Annotated in this window: 14 protein-coding genes; 3 read left to right on the top strand and 11 right to left on the bottom strand. The window is 72.1% G+C overall.

What is annotated here, in order from left to right; translation table 11 throughout:
- The first annotated feature begins 72 nt into the window (after positions 1 to 72).
- On the top strand, positions 73 to 240 hold the full coding sequence (locus tag RM479_RS18260) for a hypothetical protein (protein ID WP_311512929.1): 168 nt from the start codon (positions 73 to 75) through the stop codon (positions 238 to 240).
- Between the two features lie 410 nt (positions 241 to 650).
- Here RM479_RS18260 and RM479_RS18255 read toward each other — a convergent pair whose 3' ends face one another.
- The 3 genes from RM479_RS18255 to RM479_RS18245 all read right to left on the bottom strand — a co-directional run bounded on the left by RM479_RS18255 (position 651) and on the right by RM479_RS18245 (position 3,752).
- The gene (locus RM479_RS18255; protein ID WP_311512928.1) at positions 651 to 1,610 is read right to left on the bottom strand and encodes a CRISPR system precrRNA processing endoribonuclease RAMP protein Cas6; all 960 of its coding nucleotides are present in this window, start codon (positions 1,608 to 1,610) and stop codon (positions 651 to 653) included.
- Positions 1,611 to 1,688: 78 nt separating this feature from the next.
- Entirely contained in the window at positions 1,689 to 2,216 is a 528-nt protein-coding gene (locus RM479_RS18250) for a DUF1697 domain-containing protein (protein WP_311512927.1), read from the bottom strand.
- A gap of 171 nt (positions 2,217 to 2,387) precedes the next feature.
- Positions 2,388 to 3,752, bottom strand: a complete 1,365-nt coding sequence (locus RM479_RS18245) for a hypothetical protein (RefSeq protein ID WP_311512926.1) — start codon at positions 3,750 to 3,752, stop codon at positions 2,388 to 2,390.
- Between the two features lie 378 nt (positions 3,753 to 4,130).
- On the opposite strand from RM479_RS18245, the gene RM479_RS18240 reads away from it, so the two are divergent.
- A complete protein-coding gene (locus RM479_RS18240; protein WP_311512925.1) occupies positions 4,131 to 5,141 on the top strand; it encodes a hypothetical protein in 1,011 nt (336 codons plus the stop codon).
- Between the two features lie 71 nt (positions 5,142 to 5,212).
- Here the strand turns inward: RM479_RS18240 and RM479_RS18235 are convergent, their stop codons facing one another.
- Positions 5,213 to 6,979 carry a solute symporter family protein gene (locus RM479_RS18235; RefSeq protein ID WP_311512924.1) on the bottom strand — a complete coding sequence of 589 codons (1,767 nt, stop codon included), beginning with the start codon at positions 6,977 to 6,979 and terminating at the stop codon, positions 5,213 to 5,215.
- The gene (locus tag RM479_RS18230) at positions 6,976 to 7,284 is read right to left on the bottom strand and encodes a DUF485 domain-containing protein (RefSeq protein ID WP_397222508.1); all 309 of its coding nucleotides are present in this window, start codon (positions 7,282 to 7,284) and stop codon (positions 6,976 to 6,978) included. Before RM479_RS18230 ends, RM479_RS18235 begins: the two co-directional genes overlap by 4 nt.
- Positions 7,285 to 7,929: 645 nt before the next feature.
- On the opposite strand from RM479_RS18230, the gene RM479_RS18225 reads away from it, so the two are divergent.
- Positions 7,930 to 8,190 (top strand): hypothetical protein, encoded by a 261-nt coding sequence (locus RM479_RS18225; RefSeq protein WP_311512923.1) that lies wholly within the window; start codon positions 7,930 to 7,932, stop codon positions 8,188 to 8,190.
- A gap of 193 nt (positions 8,191 to 8,383) precedes the next feature.
- Here RM479_RS18225 and RM479_RS18220 read toward each other — a convergent pair whose 3' ends face one another.
- The 6 genes from RM479_RS18220 to hutH form a co-directional block, all read right to left on the bottom strand.
- Positions 8,384 to 9,478, bottom strand: coding sequence for a GNAT family N-acetyltransferase (locus RM479_RS18220; protein WP_311512922.1), 1,095 nt, complete (start codon positions 9,476 to 9,478; stop codon positions 8,384 to 8,386).
- 339 nt (positions 9,479 to 9,817) lie between these two features.
- Positions 9,818 to 11,023: an imidazolonepropionase gene (gene hutI / locus RM479_RS18215; protein WP_311512921.1), complete on the bottom strand. Its 1,206-nt coding sequence runs from the start codon at positions 11,021 to 11,023 to the stop codon at positions 9,818 to 9,820.
- Complete coding sequence (locus RM479_RS18210; RefSeq protein WP_311512920.1) at positions 11,020 to 12,372, bottom strand: formimidoylglutamate deiminase; 1,353 nt, start codon at positions 12,370 to 12,372, stop codon at positions 11,020 to 11,022. The genes hutI and RM479_RS18210 overlap by 4 nt, the downstream gene beginning before the upstream one ends.
- A complete protein-coding gene (locus tag RM479_RS18205; RefSeq protein WP_311513003.1) occupies positions 12,369 to 13,574 on the bottom strand; it encodes an allantoate amidohydrolase in 1,206 nt (401 codons plus the stop codon). The genes RM479_RS18210 and RM479_RS18205 overlap by 4 nt, the downstream gene beginning before the upstream one ends.
- Before the next feature lie 51 nt (positions 13,575 to 13,625).
- Complete coding sequence (gene hutU / locus RM479_RS18200) at positions 13,626 to 15,284, bottom strand: urocanate hydratase (protein ID WP_311512919.1); 1,659 nt, start codon at positions 15,282 to 15,284, stop codon at positions 13,626 to 13,628.
- A gap of 23 nt (positions 15,285 to 15,307) precedes the next feature.
- Positions 15,308 to 16,855, bottom strand: a complete 1,548-nt coding sequence (hutH, locus tag RM479_RS18195) for a histidine ammonia-lyase (RefSeq protein ID WP_311512918.1) — start codon at positions 16,853 to 16,855, stop codon at positions 15,308 to 15,310.
- Positions 16,856 to 16,859 lie beyond the last annotated feature (4 nt).

Genomic DNA, 16,859 nt, shown 5'->3' with positions numbered 1-16,859 from the left:
CGACCGGTCACTCCGCGTGTCCGTCCGAGAGAGTTCCATGCACGAACCGCCCACGAAACGGAGGTTCCCACGGTGTCACCGCACACATCCGGAACGACCGCCCCGCGCGACCACGCCCCGACCACACCGACCGCCCCGCGCGATCCGACTCCGCCCACTCCCCAGGACCTGGTCCCGCACCTGCGCGGACTGGCCCGCTCCCTGCGCGAGCGGGCCGCCGCCGAACGCCGCCCCTCGTGACCCGAACGGGCCCGACCGACCTCGACGGTCCCCGTTCTCCCCGGAACGCCCCCACCGGAGTCGTTCCGCACCGGTCCCCGGCACCACCCCGCCGGACCACCGGAGGGTGACGACCCCCTCCTTGCGTGCACCGCCCACGTCCCGGTGGTGGCACGCGCACCGCGACCGCCAGGCCCCGCGCCGTCTCCCCGGCGCGCCCCTCGGCATCCGGCGGTCCGGCCCCTCCCCCGCGCCCGTGGGGCGCGCCCGTACCCGACCCGGCGGGACCCGGGTGGAACGACGACGGCTCCCACCCCCGTCCACGGGGTGGGAGCCGTCGTCCGTCCACCTCGACGGACGCCTTCCGCGCGATGCCCTCTCTCCGGCGCGCCTTCCCGCCGCCCCGGGCGGGGACGTCGGTGGCCTCACAGTCAGTCGAAGAGCACGCCTCCGAAATCCTCGATTTCGGCCACCGCCCGCACGGGCGCCTCGGCCCCGGGCGGCCCGGACGGCGCGGGCGGACGCCGGGGGGCGCGGCGAGGCCGTTGGGCGGCCTCGCCGACGACCGTCCGCTCCCAGGTCACCGTGTCGACCAGCACCGACCCGAAGCCCTGGGCGGTGTACTTGCCGACTCCCGACAACTCCACGAGTTCGAGCAGGGTGGTGAAGACCTCGGCGTGCCGCCGGTCCCCGCCCACCACGTCCAGGCGCAGCGCCCCCCGCCAGCCCAGGACGGTCCGGCCTTCGGCCTGGTGGTGTTCGACCAGCCGCACCTCCTCGTCGGGCACGGGGGACCGGCGCACCAGATCCAACCCCTCGGACACCGATTCCAGCCACGGCCCGGACAGCGCGGGTGGCGCGAACCGGGCGACCGCGCCCACGGCCCCGCTGCCGCCGACGATGCCGCCGCCGGAACGGTGCACGGCGCCGAAGATCCGGCGCGGCCCCGGCCACACGTGGGGGATCCGCTCACCGGTGGTGTCCCGGGTCGTGGTGACCACGGGGGTACGGCTGCGCAGTTCGGCCGTCCGCACCGGGGCCGGGCCCCGCGCGCGGGTCAGCAGCGTCGCGTAGTCGTGGTCGAAGGTGCGGGTCACCGAGAGGGGTTCGAGGATGTGGTCGCCGATCCGCTGGATCCGTCCCACCGTTCCCTCCGGATCCACCGGCGGGGCCACCGCGTCGTCCAACCAGGTGAGGGTCCAGTGGTGCAGCCGATCACCCAACGGGGCCGGCCACCCGTTCATCGCCCACCGTTTGGCCGAGGCGTGCTCTTCGGGGGGCTGGGGCCACCAACGGTTGAGCAGACCGTGGCAGTCCTCGGGTCGGATCGGACGCGCCGTGTCGGCCAGATCGCGCAGGATCACGGTCCATCGTCTCGGCACGGACACCACCGTTCCTTCCCGGAGTCGTGCACCGTGGACTTCTCTCGGACAGATGTTTTCTCTCGAACAAGGATCTCGGCACGGGGCTCACCGGGTCATCTCGGCGATCCTGAGGACCGTTCGCCAGTTGCGTCCGGTGACGACGCCGTCGGTGTGACGGGCCACCACGTCGGGCAGCCGGGCCTGGCGAAGCCCCTCCTCGTGAACGGTGTAGGCCTCGGTCGCGGTCACCGCGAGGCGTTCGTCCGGGTACCGCTCCATGTCCAGCGAGGAGAGCGCGCGGGTGTCCAGGGTCCCGGAACAGAACAGGACGAGGAACCGGGAGGGATCGACGACCTCCAGCGGATTGGCCGACACGGCGGCGGCGAACGTCTCCGCGGTGCGCACCACCACCGGCACGTCGAGACCGCACCGGTCGCGCAACCCCTCGGAGACCGCGACGGCGACCGCGTCGGGCCCCTCGTCTCCCGAGGTGACCACGGCGTTACCGCTCTGGAGGTGGGTGGCGACGTCCCGATACCCCAGATCGGCGAGCAGGCGCCGCAGATCGGTCATGGCGATCCGTTTGTGTCGGCCGACGTTGATCCCTCGAAGCAACACCACGTACACGGTCATGGGGGCCATTGTGCCGCCCGTCGCCGACACCGGAACCCGGGCATCGGCACTCGGTCACATATCCGTGGGGCATCGTGCGTCGCCCGTCTTCGCTGAGAGATTCCTCGTTGGCCGTTGCGAGGGCTCTGCAGACCACGGTCCAAGCGTGCGCGAAGAAACAGACTCCGCCCGTCAACCCCCTTCGACAGGGGAACCCGTCGGTTCCGTTCCAGGAGACACCTCGGCTTCGGGAGCCGGCTCTGGTGACGTCTCCGCCCCGACCGAGGAGACCGGGCCAGGGCTACGTGCGCAGGCGATGTTCACCAGCATGTTCGCGTGGTGCTCGGATACGGTTTCGATCTCCTGCGGTTCGGAGGCGCCGGCCTCGGACAGAGCCACCCGGGCGAACAAGGCCGCTTCCCGAAAGGGGACGTTGCCCGCCAGGCATGGGACCGCGACCATGGTCAGATCCGTATCGACTCCGAGCATCTCCCGTGTACGAGCGGTCGGCCACAGCCCGATGAAGCCCTGTTCGATCTTCATCTGAGCCCCCTGCTCCTCTTCCGATGGTCCTCCGATACTCCGGGGCGAGGACATCTCGTCTGCCAGATAGGCGTATCCCACGGAGACGGTGTGATCGGCGTCGATCCGCAGCATCTGTTCGCCGCTGACCGGGTCCGGCGGTGTCAGTGTGAGGGTGCTCAATGTCGGAGAGACGGCTCCGAATCGTTCTTCGCACTGGACACTCGGACCGGATGCGACCTCCAACTCAGCCGCCTGGGTGATCACAGCGGCGGCAGGAAGGTACACATCCTCGTTGTGCACTTTGAACCACCGCTGGTCCAGCGTTCCGAGCCACAGATCAGGCCAGGCCTCACCGAGGCACATGCCGTCCACACCGACCGAACATTCGGGACCGTAGCGTCCGGCCTGCTCGAACTGCCGGCCTGGACCTTCGCGAAAGCTGACCCCTTGGTCACCGGTCATCACAGTGTGCTCGGCACCGTACACGGGCGCGTTCCGGCACGCGGCCACCAAAGCATCCTCGGGGGTGTTGGGGGCGATCGTCTCAGTGATGGTGAAAATGGCGATACCCGCGCCGAACACACCGGCCAACACCGTGGCCGAAGACTCCCCTCCGGAACCTTCCTCGGAGCGGCCACGGCGGTACCAGGCCAGTACGAAGACGCCGGCGACGACGATCAGAGAGCTCAACGCCAAACTCGTCAGCCGCATGGACCCGTCACCTTGGAGGGTGCCGTTGGCGAACAACAGATGACGCATAACGTATGCGATCAAGGCGAAGACGAACAGTGTCGCCAGAGCAACGATCGCCCGCCTCATGGAACGGCCTCCCCGCGGATGCGATGCGCGCCCATGGCGGACCATGCCGGCGAACCGACGAAAAGGAACCGTGAGAATCCACCCCAGGGCGGACCAAAAAGCTCGAAAGGCTTTACGGAAATAGGAGAGGGAGGTGCGCAGATGACCAACGCCCGGCGAGACCTCAGCCCTCGGCACCTCCGGAGTGTCGGATGGTCGTCGACCTTCGGGCATGACGGCGCCTCCTCATCACACGACAGGGGAAAGACAAACCGAACAGTGAACCACGAGAAGACCTAAAGCGAACAGAAGCCCTAAAAAAATTAAAGTGCACAGATCACCGAAATGCAATACCCATTCACTGACACACCCCTTCCCTTCGCGTTAAAATTCGGACATAGCACCCCGATGGGCTGTTTTGCCTGAATTTCACCGAGGGGCCGTCCGGCTGCACAGGGGATGGACGGACGGAGTCGGCCCACGGCCGGGGCTCGGAACCGCTCTACATCACTGGGTTCCCGACCGCCGGCGCATGACCGCGCCTCCTTTGCGCATGCACCGGAACCCGTACGCTGGTGCACGCAGCGCACCCGAGCCGACACCGGAGCCACCGTGACCCGTCTGAGTCATACCTTCGACATCGCCCCCGTGGACCGGGAGACGGTGGACCGGATCGTCGCGGGCCTGTACCAGGTGGCCGCCGCGTGCCGGTTCGACGGCCGCGGCTGGCTGATCACGCCCGACGAGGAGGCACTCTCCCTCCTCGTCGAACGCGCCGGAGAACTGGGACTGATCGACGTGCGAGAACGCGAGAAGCGGATCGCCGAACGGGAACAGGCCATCACGGAACTGCGCGAGGGCGACCCCTCGCCCGGACGGCGCGAGGAGCTGGAGATCCAGGCCTCCCGGCTCGGGCTCCAATTGCGGAGCGGCCGGCACCTGGAGCCGCGCACCCGCTACCTGGTCGCCGAACTCTCCTCCGACGGGATCCCCGTCGAACCCGGAGACGACGAGACCAAGGGCTGGAGCGGCACCGGCGTCGCCGTCACCTCCTGGGACCCGTGGGGGCGGGCGGCGATCGACTACGCCATGCCCGACGGCACCGGAACCGGGGAACCCGCGGTGACCTGGGGTTCGGTCGCCCACGACGGGGCCGCCGGCACCCTGGACTGGTCCCTGGAGGTCCGGTTGCCCGGACGCGGGGCCCGGTTGCGGTCGGCCTCCGGGGCCCTGCACATCGACCTCGACGCCTGGTACGCCGCCCTGGACGGTGGCCCGGTACCGCCGGTGCATCTGAGCGCCACCCACGCCATGGCCCGGGTGGAGGGGTGGATCGACGCGACACGCACCCCCGAGGGTCGTTGGTCGGTGAAGGCCGTCCTGGACGTGCGGGGGCGCGGGGTCTACCGGCCGTTCGTGGCGGCGGCGCTGTGGGCGATGCGGGCCTCCTTCCGCCGCCAGGACGCCCGCATCCGACGGGAGGGCACCGGGGAACCGACCACGGCCGACCGGTTGGAGCAGGCCGCCCGGGACTGGGACACGGCCGCTCAGGCCGCCCCGCAGGTCCCCGATCTGCTGGCCGACCTCGCCCGGGTCATGTCCGAGGAACGCCGACGCCCCTGACCCGCCCGCTCCGCCCACCCGGAGCCGGGGTCCTCGACGGACTGCTCCGGCGCGGCCCCCTCCCCCACCCGTCAGTCCCGGTCGGCGCCCCATCCGGTGAGGGAGCGCACCCGCAGCTCGGTGAACCGGGCGCTGTTGCGCTCGGGGGAGAGCAGGCTGCCCACCACCGCGCAGGCGAAACCGAGGGGCACCGCGAGCAGCGCCGGGTTCTCCATGGGGAAGAACCCGATATCGATCCACGGCGGCAACACCGACAGGTTCTCCCCGGTGACCGGGTCGGTCTTGCCCGACATCACCGGTGAGAACAGCATGAGCAGGAGTGTCGCCGACAGCCCGCCGTAGATGCCCCACTCGACGCCCTTGGTGTTGAACCGGCGCCAGAACATGGTGAGCACGATGACCGGGAGGTTCGCGGCGGCGGCGATGGCGAAGGCCAGTCCCACCAGGAACGCCACGTTCTGTTCCTGGGCCTGTACGGCCAGCACGATGGCGACCGCGCCGATGAGACAGGCCGAGAATCGGGCCACCCCCATCTCCTGCGACTCGCGCGGCCTGCCCCACATGAGGATGTGGCCGAACAGGTCGTGGGCGATGGAGGAGGACGAGGCCAGGGTGAGGCTGGCGATGACCGCCAGGATCGTGGCCAGCGCCACCGCCGAGATCAACGCCAACAGGACGGCGGCGCCCACCGGGCCGGCGGTGAGCCGGCCCAGCTCCTCGGCGAGCATCGGCACGGCGCTGTTACCGGAGGGGTCCAGGGCCATGATGCGTTCGGAGCCCACCAGAGCGGCGGCGCCGAAGCCCAGGGCGAGCGTCATCAGGTAGAAGGCCCCGACCATGACGATGGTGCGGTTCACCGAGGAGCGCGCCGAACGCCCGTCGGGCACCGTGTAGAAGCGGATGAGGATGTGCGGCAGGGCGACCGTGCCCAGCACCAGCGCCAAGCCCAGGCTGATGAGGTCGAGCTTGTTGAACAGGGTGGTGGTGGGCTCCCCCGGCACCTCCACCCCGAAGCGCAGCCCCGGCTCCAGGAACGCCGTCCCGTGGCCGCTGGCCTCGGCCGCGGCGCCGAGCAGGGCCCGCGGATCGAACGAGAACATCGCCAGGACCAGGACGGTGAGCATCCCGGTGGCGGCGAGCAGCACGATCGCCTTGATGATCTGCAACCAGGTGGCGGCCTTCATCCCGCCGTACATGACGTAGACGATCATCAGCACGCCCACCAGCACGATGGCACCGGTACGGGCCTGGGAGGCGCTCATCCCCAGGAAGGTGCCGCCGTCGTGCAGCCCCAGCAGGACCGAGACCAGGGCGCCCGCCCCGACCATCTGGGCGACCAGGTAGAACACGCACACGGTGACCGTGGAGATCGTGCAGGCCAGGCGCACCCGCATCCGGCGCATGCGGAAGGCCGGCAGGTCGGCCATGGTGAACCGGCCGGTGTTGCGCATCAGCTGGGCCATGGGCAGCACCAGCAGCCAGGCCACCAGGAAACCGATGGAGTACAGGAACCCGTCGTAGCCCTGGAGGGCGATCATGCCGGCGATGCCCAGGAACGAGGCGGCGGACAGGTAGTCACCGGTCAGGGCGAGGCCGTTCTGGGTACTGGAGAACCCGCGCCCGCCCGCGTAGAAGTCGACGGCGCCCTTGGTGGTGTGCCGGGCCCGGATGGTGATGGCCAGGGTGACCAGGACGAACAGCGCGCACAGGCCGATGGTCCAGGCGTGCGCGGGCCCGAACCGCCCGTCCAGGGCGGTGGGCTCGGCGAGGAGGTGGACGATGCCGTCCCCCGTGACGGCACCGTCCGCACCCGCCCTCGAAAGCGATCCGACGATCATCGGGACACCGCCGGACCGTCCACGGCGGGCCGCGGCGACCGGGCGCCCCCGTCGGCCTGGTCGCGGATCTGCGCGGCCAGGGGGTCGATCGCACGCGCGGAGAAACGGCCGAACGCCCAGGCGAGCACGAAGGTGAGCAGGAACTGCCCTATTCCCAGGAGCAGGGCGACATTGATGGAATCGGCGATCTGCACGCTCATGAAATCGCGCGCGTACGCCGACAACAACAGATAGGCCATGTAACTACCGAGGAAGGCGACGACCAAGGCGCCGGCCTGGTATGCGAATCTCCTTCGTAGTTTCACGAAGCGGGGATCGACGGACACACGTTCGCAGGCGTGGGCGATATCCGCCTGCTCACGTCGTCGCGCCGCCGCCGACCTGGCCGGTCGCGCGCCGGACTCCTCCCCGGCCTCCGGTGCGCGCCTTCTGTAGACACCCTCCATGTAATCGACCACGAGCCTCCCCCTGTTCCCCTTCCCCCGGACATCGCTCCCCCGCGACCCCATCACCGACCGGCGCGCCGACCACGGCGGGCGGCTCCCGTCCCCCTTCGCCGCGCCGCGAGCGCCCCCTTTTCCGGGCGGTACTGGCAATACCCTAGCCACGCCGTTCGCCGCCCGTTCACCAAATGCACAAATCGACTGGAGGAAATCATGGTGTCCCGTTCCGAGAACGGACGAAGAATAAGTGAATATGACAGTCGGTGTTATATCACCGCGCATCGCGCGATCCGGATCACAGCGACGCCGCCGAACCGGAGAAGGCCTGCTCACCGCGGGCGCGCGGGAGCGGGCGGGCCGCACGCGTCCCCGGTCTTCGCTAGGCTTCGGGGCGACCCCGAACCCCGTGCACGGCGAACCCGGCGCACATTCGGCCGTTTCGTTCGTACAGGTGTATGATTAAGGGGTCCTGCACTGTTCACGCGATACCGAAGGGAAATCCCCGCCGTGGTCACCGAGGTCTTCACGCGCAAGTACTGCGATCCCCACGCCGTTCGCGAGGAGAAGGTCGAGGCGACTGAGGTCATCCAGTTCGCCTGGGAGGGCACCGTCCGCGAGGTCGACGCCTGCACCGACTGCTTCAAGGAGCACGAGGTACGGTTCGAACCGCTCGTGGACTACTCGCGTCCGGTGAAGAAGCAGCGCCGTGTCACGAAGAAGGCCGCCTCCGACGCGGCCGACGGCGCGACCACCGAGGGCGACGAGTAACACCCACGGCCCGGCCGGTCGGCGCTCCCGCGCACCCATGGCCGGCCGCGTACCCGAGCACTCCTCCCCGAGGGGCGAGGGCTCCCGTGTCCCAGGAGACGGCCTCGACGCGTCGAGCACGAGCGGGGGTCGGCGACACCCCCAGTGACCGCCGACCCCCGCGTCCTCGTGCGGCCCTCGGGCCGCGCCGGGTTCAGCCCCGGCCCATCAGCCGGGCCAACTGCCCGACACGGCCCGACTCACCGGCCGGCCCGTTCTGCAGGGCCTCGGCCACCGGCAGCCGGGCGTGCACGTACGAACCCTCCTGCGTCCGCACCGCGGCCCCGAAGCGTCGCATGATCCGCAGCATCGCGGTGTTGGACAACGTCGTCTCCGCCCGCACCTCGGCCAGGCCCCAGTCGGCGGCGATGACCGTCAGCGCACGGGTCAACGCGGTACCCACACCGCGGCCCTGCCACCCGTCCTCCACCAGGAACGCGATCTCTCCGACCCCCGGATCCAGGGTGTACATCAGATGCGCCAGTGCCACCGGGTGTTCCTCGCCCTGCGGCCGCACCGCCAGCGTCAGTCCGCGATCGGGATCGCAGAACACCCGCAGTATCTGCGGGGTCGGTTCGCGCATGCCCGCCAGATAACGTCCCCGCACCGTCTCCGGGGAGCACCGCCGGTGCAGGTCCACCACGGCGGGGGCGTCCGCCTCGCGCACCTGGCGCAGCGACAGCGCCGTCCCCTCGTTCGTACGGATGGTCCGATCGGTGGGCACCGGGCCCGTCGAGGGCATCACCGAACGCACCAGGGCGTCCGCCCGGCTGGACTCGGTCCAGGTGAAAGGCTGCGAGGACCGACGCACCAGCACCCCGCGCAACGGACCCACCGGCACCAGCATGGCGGTGCCCGGCTCCGACCCGTCCACGCCCTCGGCCCGGGTCAGGTTGGTCCAGTGCGCCTCCTCCGCCATCAACAACTCGGCCAGCGCGGCGGGCAGACGATTGGGGTGGGAGCGCAACCGCGCGGTGAGCAGCAGGGCCCGCGTGACGTCGTCGCCCACCTCGCGCCGGTGGGCGGGGACCGCCGTGACCGTCCCGGTGGGGCAGTGTTCCTGGAGCGCGCGCAGGGCGGCGCCGTGATCGTCGGGGATGTCCACCACGAACTCGTCCACCACACCCGTCACATCGGTATGGATGGACAACCCCACGATGTTCCCTCCCCGTCCGGCGAGGGCGTCGACGAGTCCGGCCAGACCGCCGGGGCGGTCCTCGACCGCGGTCCTGATGCGCCACAGGCCCACTGTGCCCCCTGGAGAGAAGATGTTCCCGCCGCCGCGGGACGACGCTGTCACCACGGCGGCGGGACGCGCACCGACGTGTCTCCACATTGAGGGGTCGAGGTTTCCGGCGCGTTATGCGCCGGTTGAGTTCTCCGTTCCCGTTCCCGTTCGCTTCGGCCTGCCCGCGGCCGACGGCCCGCGGCGGACGAACCGGAGTCCGCCCCTCCGGGCTCCGGAACCCCGGGGGCGCACCGTGCCCTCCCGACCCTTCGCCTCGGGCCGCGCGGGGCACCCGGGGCACGCGGCCCCTTCCGCACCCCGGACGTCCGCTCCGCCGGCCCCGTGCGCCGTCATCGCCGGTCAAGGACGGCCGTGCGCGAGGACTCCGTCCTTCCACACCGCCGCGACCTGCGGGACACCGGGCCGGTAGGCCAGGTAGAGGTGGTTGGGCGCGTTCAGCAGGACCAGATCGGCGCGGGCCCCCGGGGACAGCCGGCCCACGTCGGTGCGGCGCAGCGCCAGCGCGCCACCGGCCGTGGCCGCCCACACCGCCTCGTCGGGGGTCATCCCCATGTCGCGCACCGCGACCGCGATGCAAAAGGCCAGACTCGACGTGAAGCACGACCCCGGATTGCAGTCACTGGCCAGCGCCACGATCGCGCCCGCGTCGATGAGCGCGCGGGCGTCCGGGTAGCTCTGCCGGGTGGAGAAGTCCACACCGGGCAACAGGGTCGCCACCGTCGGCTCGGAGCGCTTCGCCGCCTGCGCCAGGGCGTCGACGTCGGCCGCCGACAGGTACGTGCAGTGGTCCACCGACGCCGCGCCCACCTCCACCGCCAACCGCACGCCCGGCCCCTCACCCAGCTGGTTGCCGTGCACCCGGGGCAGCAGGCCGCGGGCCATCCCCGCCGTCAGGACCCGACGCGAGGCCTCCTCGTCGAAGGCGCCGCGTTCGCAGAACACGTCGATCCACCGCGCGCGCGGGGCGCACGCCTCCAGCATCGGCCCGGTGACCAGGTCCACGTACCCCTGAGGGTCGTCGGCGTACTCGGGGGCCACCACGTGCGCCCCCAGGAAGGTGACCTCGTCGGTCACCCGTCCGGCCACCGCCAGGGCACGCTCCTCGTCGGCCACGGTCAGCCCGTACCCCGACTTGACCTCCAGGGTGGTCGTTCCCTGGGCTCGCGCCTCGGCCACGAACCCCCGCGCGCCCGCCAGCAGCTCGGCGTCGCTCGCCGCCCGGGTGGCCGCCACCGTGGTGCGGATCCCCCCGGCCGAATAGGGGCGTCCGCTCATCCGGGCGGCGAACTCCCGACTGCGGTCCCCGGCGAACACGATGTGGGAGTGGGAGTCCACGAACCCCGGGATGACGCACCGTCCGGCGGCGTCCACCCGCGCGTCGGCGGCCGGGGCGTGGGCGCGCGGCCCCGCCCACGCCACCGCGCCGCCCTCGATCACCAGGGCGGCGTTCTCGACCGTGCCGACCCGCCCCTCTCCCAGGCCCGGGTCGTTGGTGACCAGGGTGGCGATGTCGTCGATGAGGATGCTCTCGGGCACATCGGTCATGTCGCGATCTCCTTGATCACCGTGTCGAGGTCGTGGGCGAGGTCGGGCCGACGGGTGTGGACGCCGTCGCGGACGATCCAGCGGCCGTCGGCCATCACGTGCCGCACGTCGGAGGCGTCGGCGGCGAAGACCACCGCGTCCACGGCCCGGTCCGGGTCCGCGCCCGCCAGCCGCACCCCCTCCAAGGGGACGTTGACCAGGTCGGCGCGGGCCCCGGGGCGCAGCGCGCCCGCGTCGTCCCACCCCAGGGAGGCGTGGGCGGTGGCGGCGCGCATCAGGTCGCCCGAGCCCAGGGTGCCGCGCCGGTGGGTGCGCAACCGCTCGTGCAGCTCCACCGCGCGCGCCTCCTCGAACAGGTCGATCCGCGCGTGCTGGTCACTGCCCAGGCTCAACCGGTCCGCGTCCAGGTCCCCGGTGCGGGGCAACCCGTCGGCCAGGTCCCGTTCGGTGGTCGGGCACAGGCACACCGTGGAGCGCGAGGCGCGGATCGCGGCGACGTCGGCGTCGGTGAGGTGGGTGGCGTGCACCAGACTGGTGCGCTCCCCCAGCACCCCGGCGTCGGCGAGCACCGCGACGGGGGTGCGCCCGTGGGCGGCCAGACAGACCGCGTTCTCGGCGGGCTGCTCCGACACGTGGACGTGCAGGGGGCCGCCCAGCCCGTCGGCCACCACCGCCACCCCGGGCAGCGCGTCGGCGGGAACGGCGCGCACCGAGTGGGCGGCCACGCCCAGGCGCGCGTGCCCGGGGAGCGGCCCGAACCCGGTGACCCGCTCGGCCCATCCGGCGACGTCGCCGTCCCCGAAGCGCACCTGGGGCCCGGCCAGGGGCCGGTGGGTGCCGTCCGGTTCCAGTCCGCCCGCCAGGTAGCACACGTCGAGCAACGTCACCCGCAGCCCGGCGTCGGCGGCTGCGCCGAGCAGGGCCCGCCCCATCTCGTTGGGATCGGCGTAGCGGACCCCGCCGGGGGCGTGGTGGAGGTAGTGGAACTCCCCGACGCACGTCACCCCGGCCAGGGCCATCTCGGCGTAGACCGCGCGGGCCAGCCGCAGGTAGGTGTCGGGATCGAGTCGGTCGGCGACCCGGTACATCACCTCGCGCCAGGTCCAGAACGAACCGCCGTCGGCGTGGGTGCGCCCCCGCAACGCCCGGTGGAAGGCGTGCGAGTGCGCGTCGGCCAGCCCCGGCAGGGTGACCCCGGTGAGCGTCTCGGCGTCGGCGGGCGGCTCGACGCCGGCGACGACCGACGCGAACCAGCCGTCGACGATCTCCAACAGGACCCCGTGTTCGGGGGCACCGTCGGCGGAGCCGGTCCAAGCCAGCTCGCACCACAGCCGGATCGGGGCGCTCATCGCGCTCCCTCCCCGGTGAGCAGGTCCGTCAGGACGTCGGCCAGCGCGATGACCCCGGCGTGGCAGTCGTCCGGGCGCGCCCACTCGTGGGGGGAGTGCGACACCCCGGTGGGGTTGCGCACGTACAGCATCGCCGTGGGCACGTGGGCGGCGAGCACCCCGGCGTCGTGCCCGGCGCCGGTGGGCAGCACCGGCACCGCCGGGCCCCCGCCGGCGATCACCGCGCCGAGCCGGTCGCGCAGCGCCTCGGCGAACCCCACCAGCGGGGTCCGGGACTCGGTGACCATCTCCACACCCACACCGTGTTCTCGGGCGGCCCGCTCGGCGGCCCCGCGCACCTGGACCACCACCGCCTCCAGCGCCGTCTCGTCGGCGGCCCGCGCGTCCAACCAGGCCCTGACCAGTGACGGGATCGCGTTGGTGCCGTTGGGCGTGACGAGGGTCTTGGCGACGGTGGCGCGGGCGTCGTGCGCCACCGCCGCCTCCCGGGCGGCCAGGACGGTGTGCGCGAACGGCAGCATGGGATCGTCGCGGTCCACCAGGCGGGTGGTCCCGGCGTGGTCGGCACGGCCGGTGAAGTCGATCCGCCACCGGCCGTGCGGCCAGATGGTGGAGGCCACGGCCACCGCGTGCGGGGTGTCCTCCAGGGCGCGCCCCTGTTCCACGTGCAGCTCGACGAACACGTCGAGCAGCCCCAGGGTGTCGGGGTCAGCGCCGATGCCCTCCGGGTCCAGCCCCGCCCCTTCCATCGCTTTCGACCAGGTCAGGCCGTCCGCGTCGGTGAGGGAGCGGGCCCGCTCCGGAGAGATCCCCCCGGTGGCGAGCCTGCTGCCCAGACAGGGGACACCGAACCGGCCGCCCTCCTCCTCGACGAACACCACCACGGCCAACGGCCGCGCGGGACGCACCCCGCGCCGCCGCAGCTCGTCCACCGCGGCCAGCGCGCTCACCACCCCGAGCGGACCGTCGAAGGGCCCTCCGGAGGGCACCGAGTCCAGGTGCGAGCCGGTGGCGACGGCCCCCGGTCCGGGTCCGCCCCACCAGGCCCACAGGTTGCCGTTGCGGTCGGTCCGCACCTCCAGCCCGCGGGCCTTCGCCTCCTGGACGAACCAGGCGCGGGCGTCGGTGTCGGCACCCGCCCAGCTGAACCGGTGGTAGCCGCCGTCGGTGCCCCGGCCCACCGGGGCCAGGTCCGCCCACATCCGGTCGAACGCCCCCGCGTCGGGGACGGTGCGCTGCTCTCCCACGGGGCGCTACTCCCCCTCGCGCATGGGGACGCGGATGCCGTGCGTCTCGGCGACCCGCTCGGCCTCCTCGTACCCGGCGTCCACGTGGCGGATCACGCCCATGGCCGGGTCGTTGGTGAGCACCCGCTCCAGCTTGGCGGCGGCCAGGTCGGTGCCGTCGGCGACGCTGACCTGCCCGGCGTGGATGGACCGGCCCATGCCCACGCCGCCACCGTGGTGGATGGACACCCAGGAGGCACCCGAAGCGGTGTTGACCAGGGCGTTGAGGAGCGGCCAGTCGGCGATGGCGTCCGACCCGTCCTTCATTCCCTCGGTCTCGCGATAGGGCGAGGCCACCGAGCCCGTGTCCAGGTGGTCGCGGCCGATCGCCAGCGGCGCGGAGAGCTCCCCGGACGCCACCAGCTCGTTGAACCGCAGGCCGGCGGCTGCCCGCTCACCCTGGCCCAGCCAGCAGATGCGGGCGGGCAGCCCCTGGAACGCCACCCGTTCCCCGGCCATGCGGATCCACCGGGACAGGTGCTCGTTGTCGGGGAACAGGTCCAGGATCGCCCGGTCGGTGCGGGCGATGTCGGCGGGGTCGCCCGACAGGGCCGCCCACCGGAACGGGCCCCTGCCCTCGCAGAACAGCGGCCGAATGTAGGCCGGCACGAACCCGGGGAAGTCGAAGGCCCGGGTGAACCCGCCCTGGCGGGCCTCGTCGCGGATCGAGTTGCCGTAGTCGAACACCTCGGCGCCCGCGTCCAGGAATCCGACCATCGCCTCCACGTGCGCGGCCATCGACTCCCTGGCCCGCACCGTGAACTCCTCGGGCTTGGCGGCGGCCAGGCCCTTCCAGTCCTCGAACGCCACCCCGGCGGGCAGGTAGGCCAGCGGGTCGTGGGCGGAGGTCTGGTCGGTGACGATGTCGAGGGGCGCCCCGCGCGAGAGCAGTTCGGGGAACACCTCGGCGGCGTTGCCCAGCACGCCGATGGACAGCGGTCGGCGCTGGTCGCGGGCGGTCGTAGCCAGCTCCAGGGCGTGGTCCAGGTCGTCGGCGCGCACGTCCAGGTAGCGGTGCTCGATGCGGCGGTCGATGCGGCTGGAGTCACACTCCACCACGATCGCCACACCGTCGTTCATGGTCACCGCGAGCGGCTGGGCGCCGCCCATGCCGCCCAGCCCGGCGGTCAGGGTGATGGTCCCGGCCAGGGTCCCGTTGAAGCGCTTCGCGGCGACCGCCGCGAACGTCTCATAGGTGCCCTGGAGGATGCCCTGGGTACCGATGTAGATCCACGAACCGGCGGTCATCTGCCCGTACATGGTCAGTCCCTGTGCCTCCAGACGGCGGAACTCCGGCCAGTTCGCCCAGTCGCCCACCAGGTTGGAGTTGGCCAGGAGCACCCGGGGCGCCCACTCGTGGGTGCGCATGATGCCGACCGGGCGCCCGGACTGCACCAGGAGGGTCTCATCGCCCTCCAGGTCGCGCAGGGAGGCGGTGATGCGGTCGAAGCTGCGCCAGTCGCGGGCGGCCTTGCCGGTGCCGCCGTAGACCACCAGTTCCTCGGGGTGCTCGGCGACCTCGGGGTCGAGGTTGTTGTGGAACATGCGCAGGGCGGCCTCCTGCTGCCAGCCCTTCGTCGACAGGGTGGTGCCGCGGGCGGCGCGGACGGTGCGCGGAACGCTCATGGGGCGGTGTCCTCCTGGGGATCTCAGTGCAGCGGGATGACGGACCCGGCGGCGTCGAGGACCGACCCGTCGGTGATGAGCTCGGCGACCCGGGCGATCTCGGGCGCCAGATGGCGGTCGGGGCCGGGGCCGGAGACGTGTTCGCGGACCGTGCGCAGGACCGCGCCGGTGGCGGGACCGGGCCGGAGCGGGGAGCGCAGGTCCAGGGCGCGGGCGGCGGTGAGCAGCTCCACCGCGAGCACGGTGGTGAGGCCGTCGACGGCGCGGCGTAGCTTACGGGCGGCCGACCAGCCCATGGACACGTGGTCCTCCTGCATCGCCGAACTCGGGATGGAGTCGACGCTGGCGGGCACGGCCAGGCGCTTGAGCTCGGAGACGATGGCGGCCTGCGTGTACTGGGCGATCATGTGACCCGAGTCGACGCCGGGGTCGTCGGCCAGGAACGCGGGCAGCCCGTGGGAGCGCGACACGTCGAGCATGCGGTCGGTGCGCCGCTCCGCGATGGAGGCCACGTCGGCGACCGCGATGGCGAGGAAGTCGAGCACGTACGCCACGGGCGCGCCGTGGAAGTTGCCGTTGGACTCCACCCGGCCGTCGTCCAGCACCACCGGGTTGTCGATGACGCTGTCCAGCTCGCGCCCGGCCACGGTCAGCGCGTGATCGAGGGTGTCGCGGGCGGCGCCGGCCACCTGGGGTGCGCAGCGCAACGAGTAGGCGTCCTGCACCCGGTTGCAGTCGGGTCCCCGGTGGGAGGCCACGATCGGGGAGTCGGCCAGCAGGGCGCGCAGGTTGGCGGCGGAGGCCGCCTGCCCGGGATGGGGGCGCAACCGCTGGAGGTCCTCGGCGAACACCCGGTCGGTGCCCAGCAGCGCCTCCACGCTCATCGCCGCGGTGATGTCGGCGACCTTGAGCAGCCGCTCCAGGTCCAGGCAGGCCAGGGCGAGCATGCCGAGCATGCCGTCCGTGCCGTTGATGAGCGCCAGCCCCTCCTTGGCGCCCAGTTCGACGGGGGTGATCCCGGCCTCGCGCAGGGCGGTGTAGGCGGGCTTGAGCTCACCGGCGGCGTCGCGCACCTCCCCCTCGCCCATGAGGGCCAGCGCCACGTGCGACAGCGGCGCCAGGTCGCCGGAGCAGCCCAGACTGCCGTACTCGTGGACGATCGGCGTGATCCCGGCGTTGAGCAGCGCGGCCAGGGTGTCGACGGTGGCGACCTCCACCCCGGTGTTGCCCGAGGCCAGGGTGCGCAGGCGCAGCAGCATGAGGGCGCGCACGACCTCGCGCTCCACCTCGGGACCGGCGCCGGCGGCGTGCGAGCGGATCAGCGACCGCTGCAAACGGGCCCGAAGATCGGGGGCGATGTGCCGGGTGGCCAGCGCGCCGAACCCGGTGCTGACCCCGTAGGCGGGCACTTCTCCCCGGGCCAGGCTCTCGACCCGTTCGCGCCCGTGTCGGACGGCCTTGCGGGTCTCCTCGGTGAGGGTGACGTGGGCACCGTGTCGGGCGACGGCCAGGACCTCGGCCGGGGTGAGCGGGGCACCGCCGACGGGGACGGAAGGAACTCCAGTGGACATGCCC

The sequence above is a fragment of the Nocardiopsis lambiniae genome (genome assembly GCF_031845465.1).
Lineage (GTDB): Bacteria > Actinomycetota > Actinomycetes > Streptosporangiales > Streptosporangiaceae > Nocardiopsis > Nocardiopsis lambiniae.
Note: the sequence above shows the minus strand (reverse complement) of the source record. Positions and strands in the feature narration are given on the sequence as shown.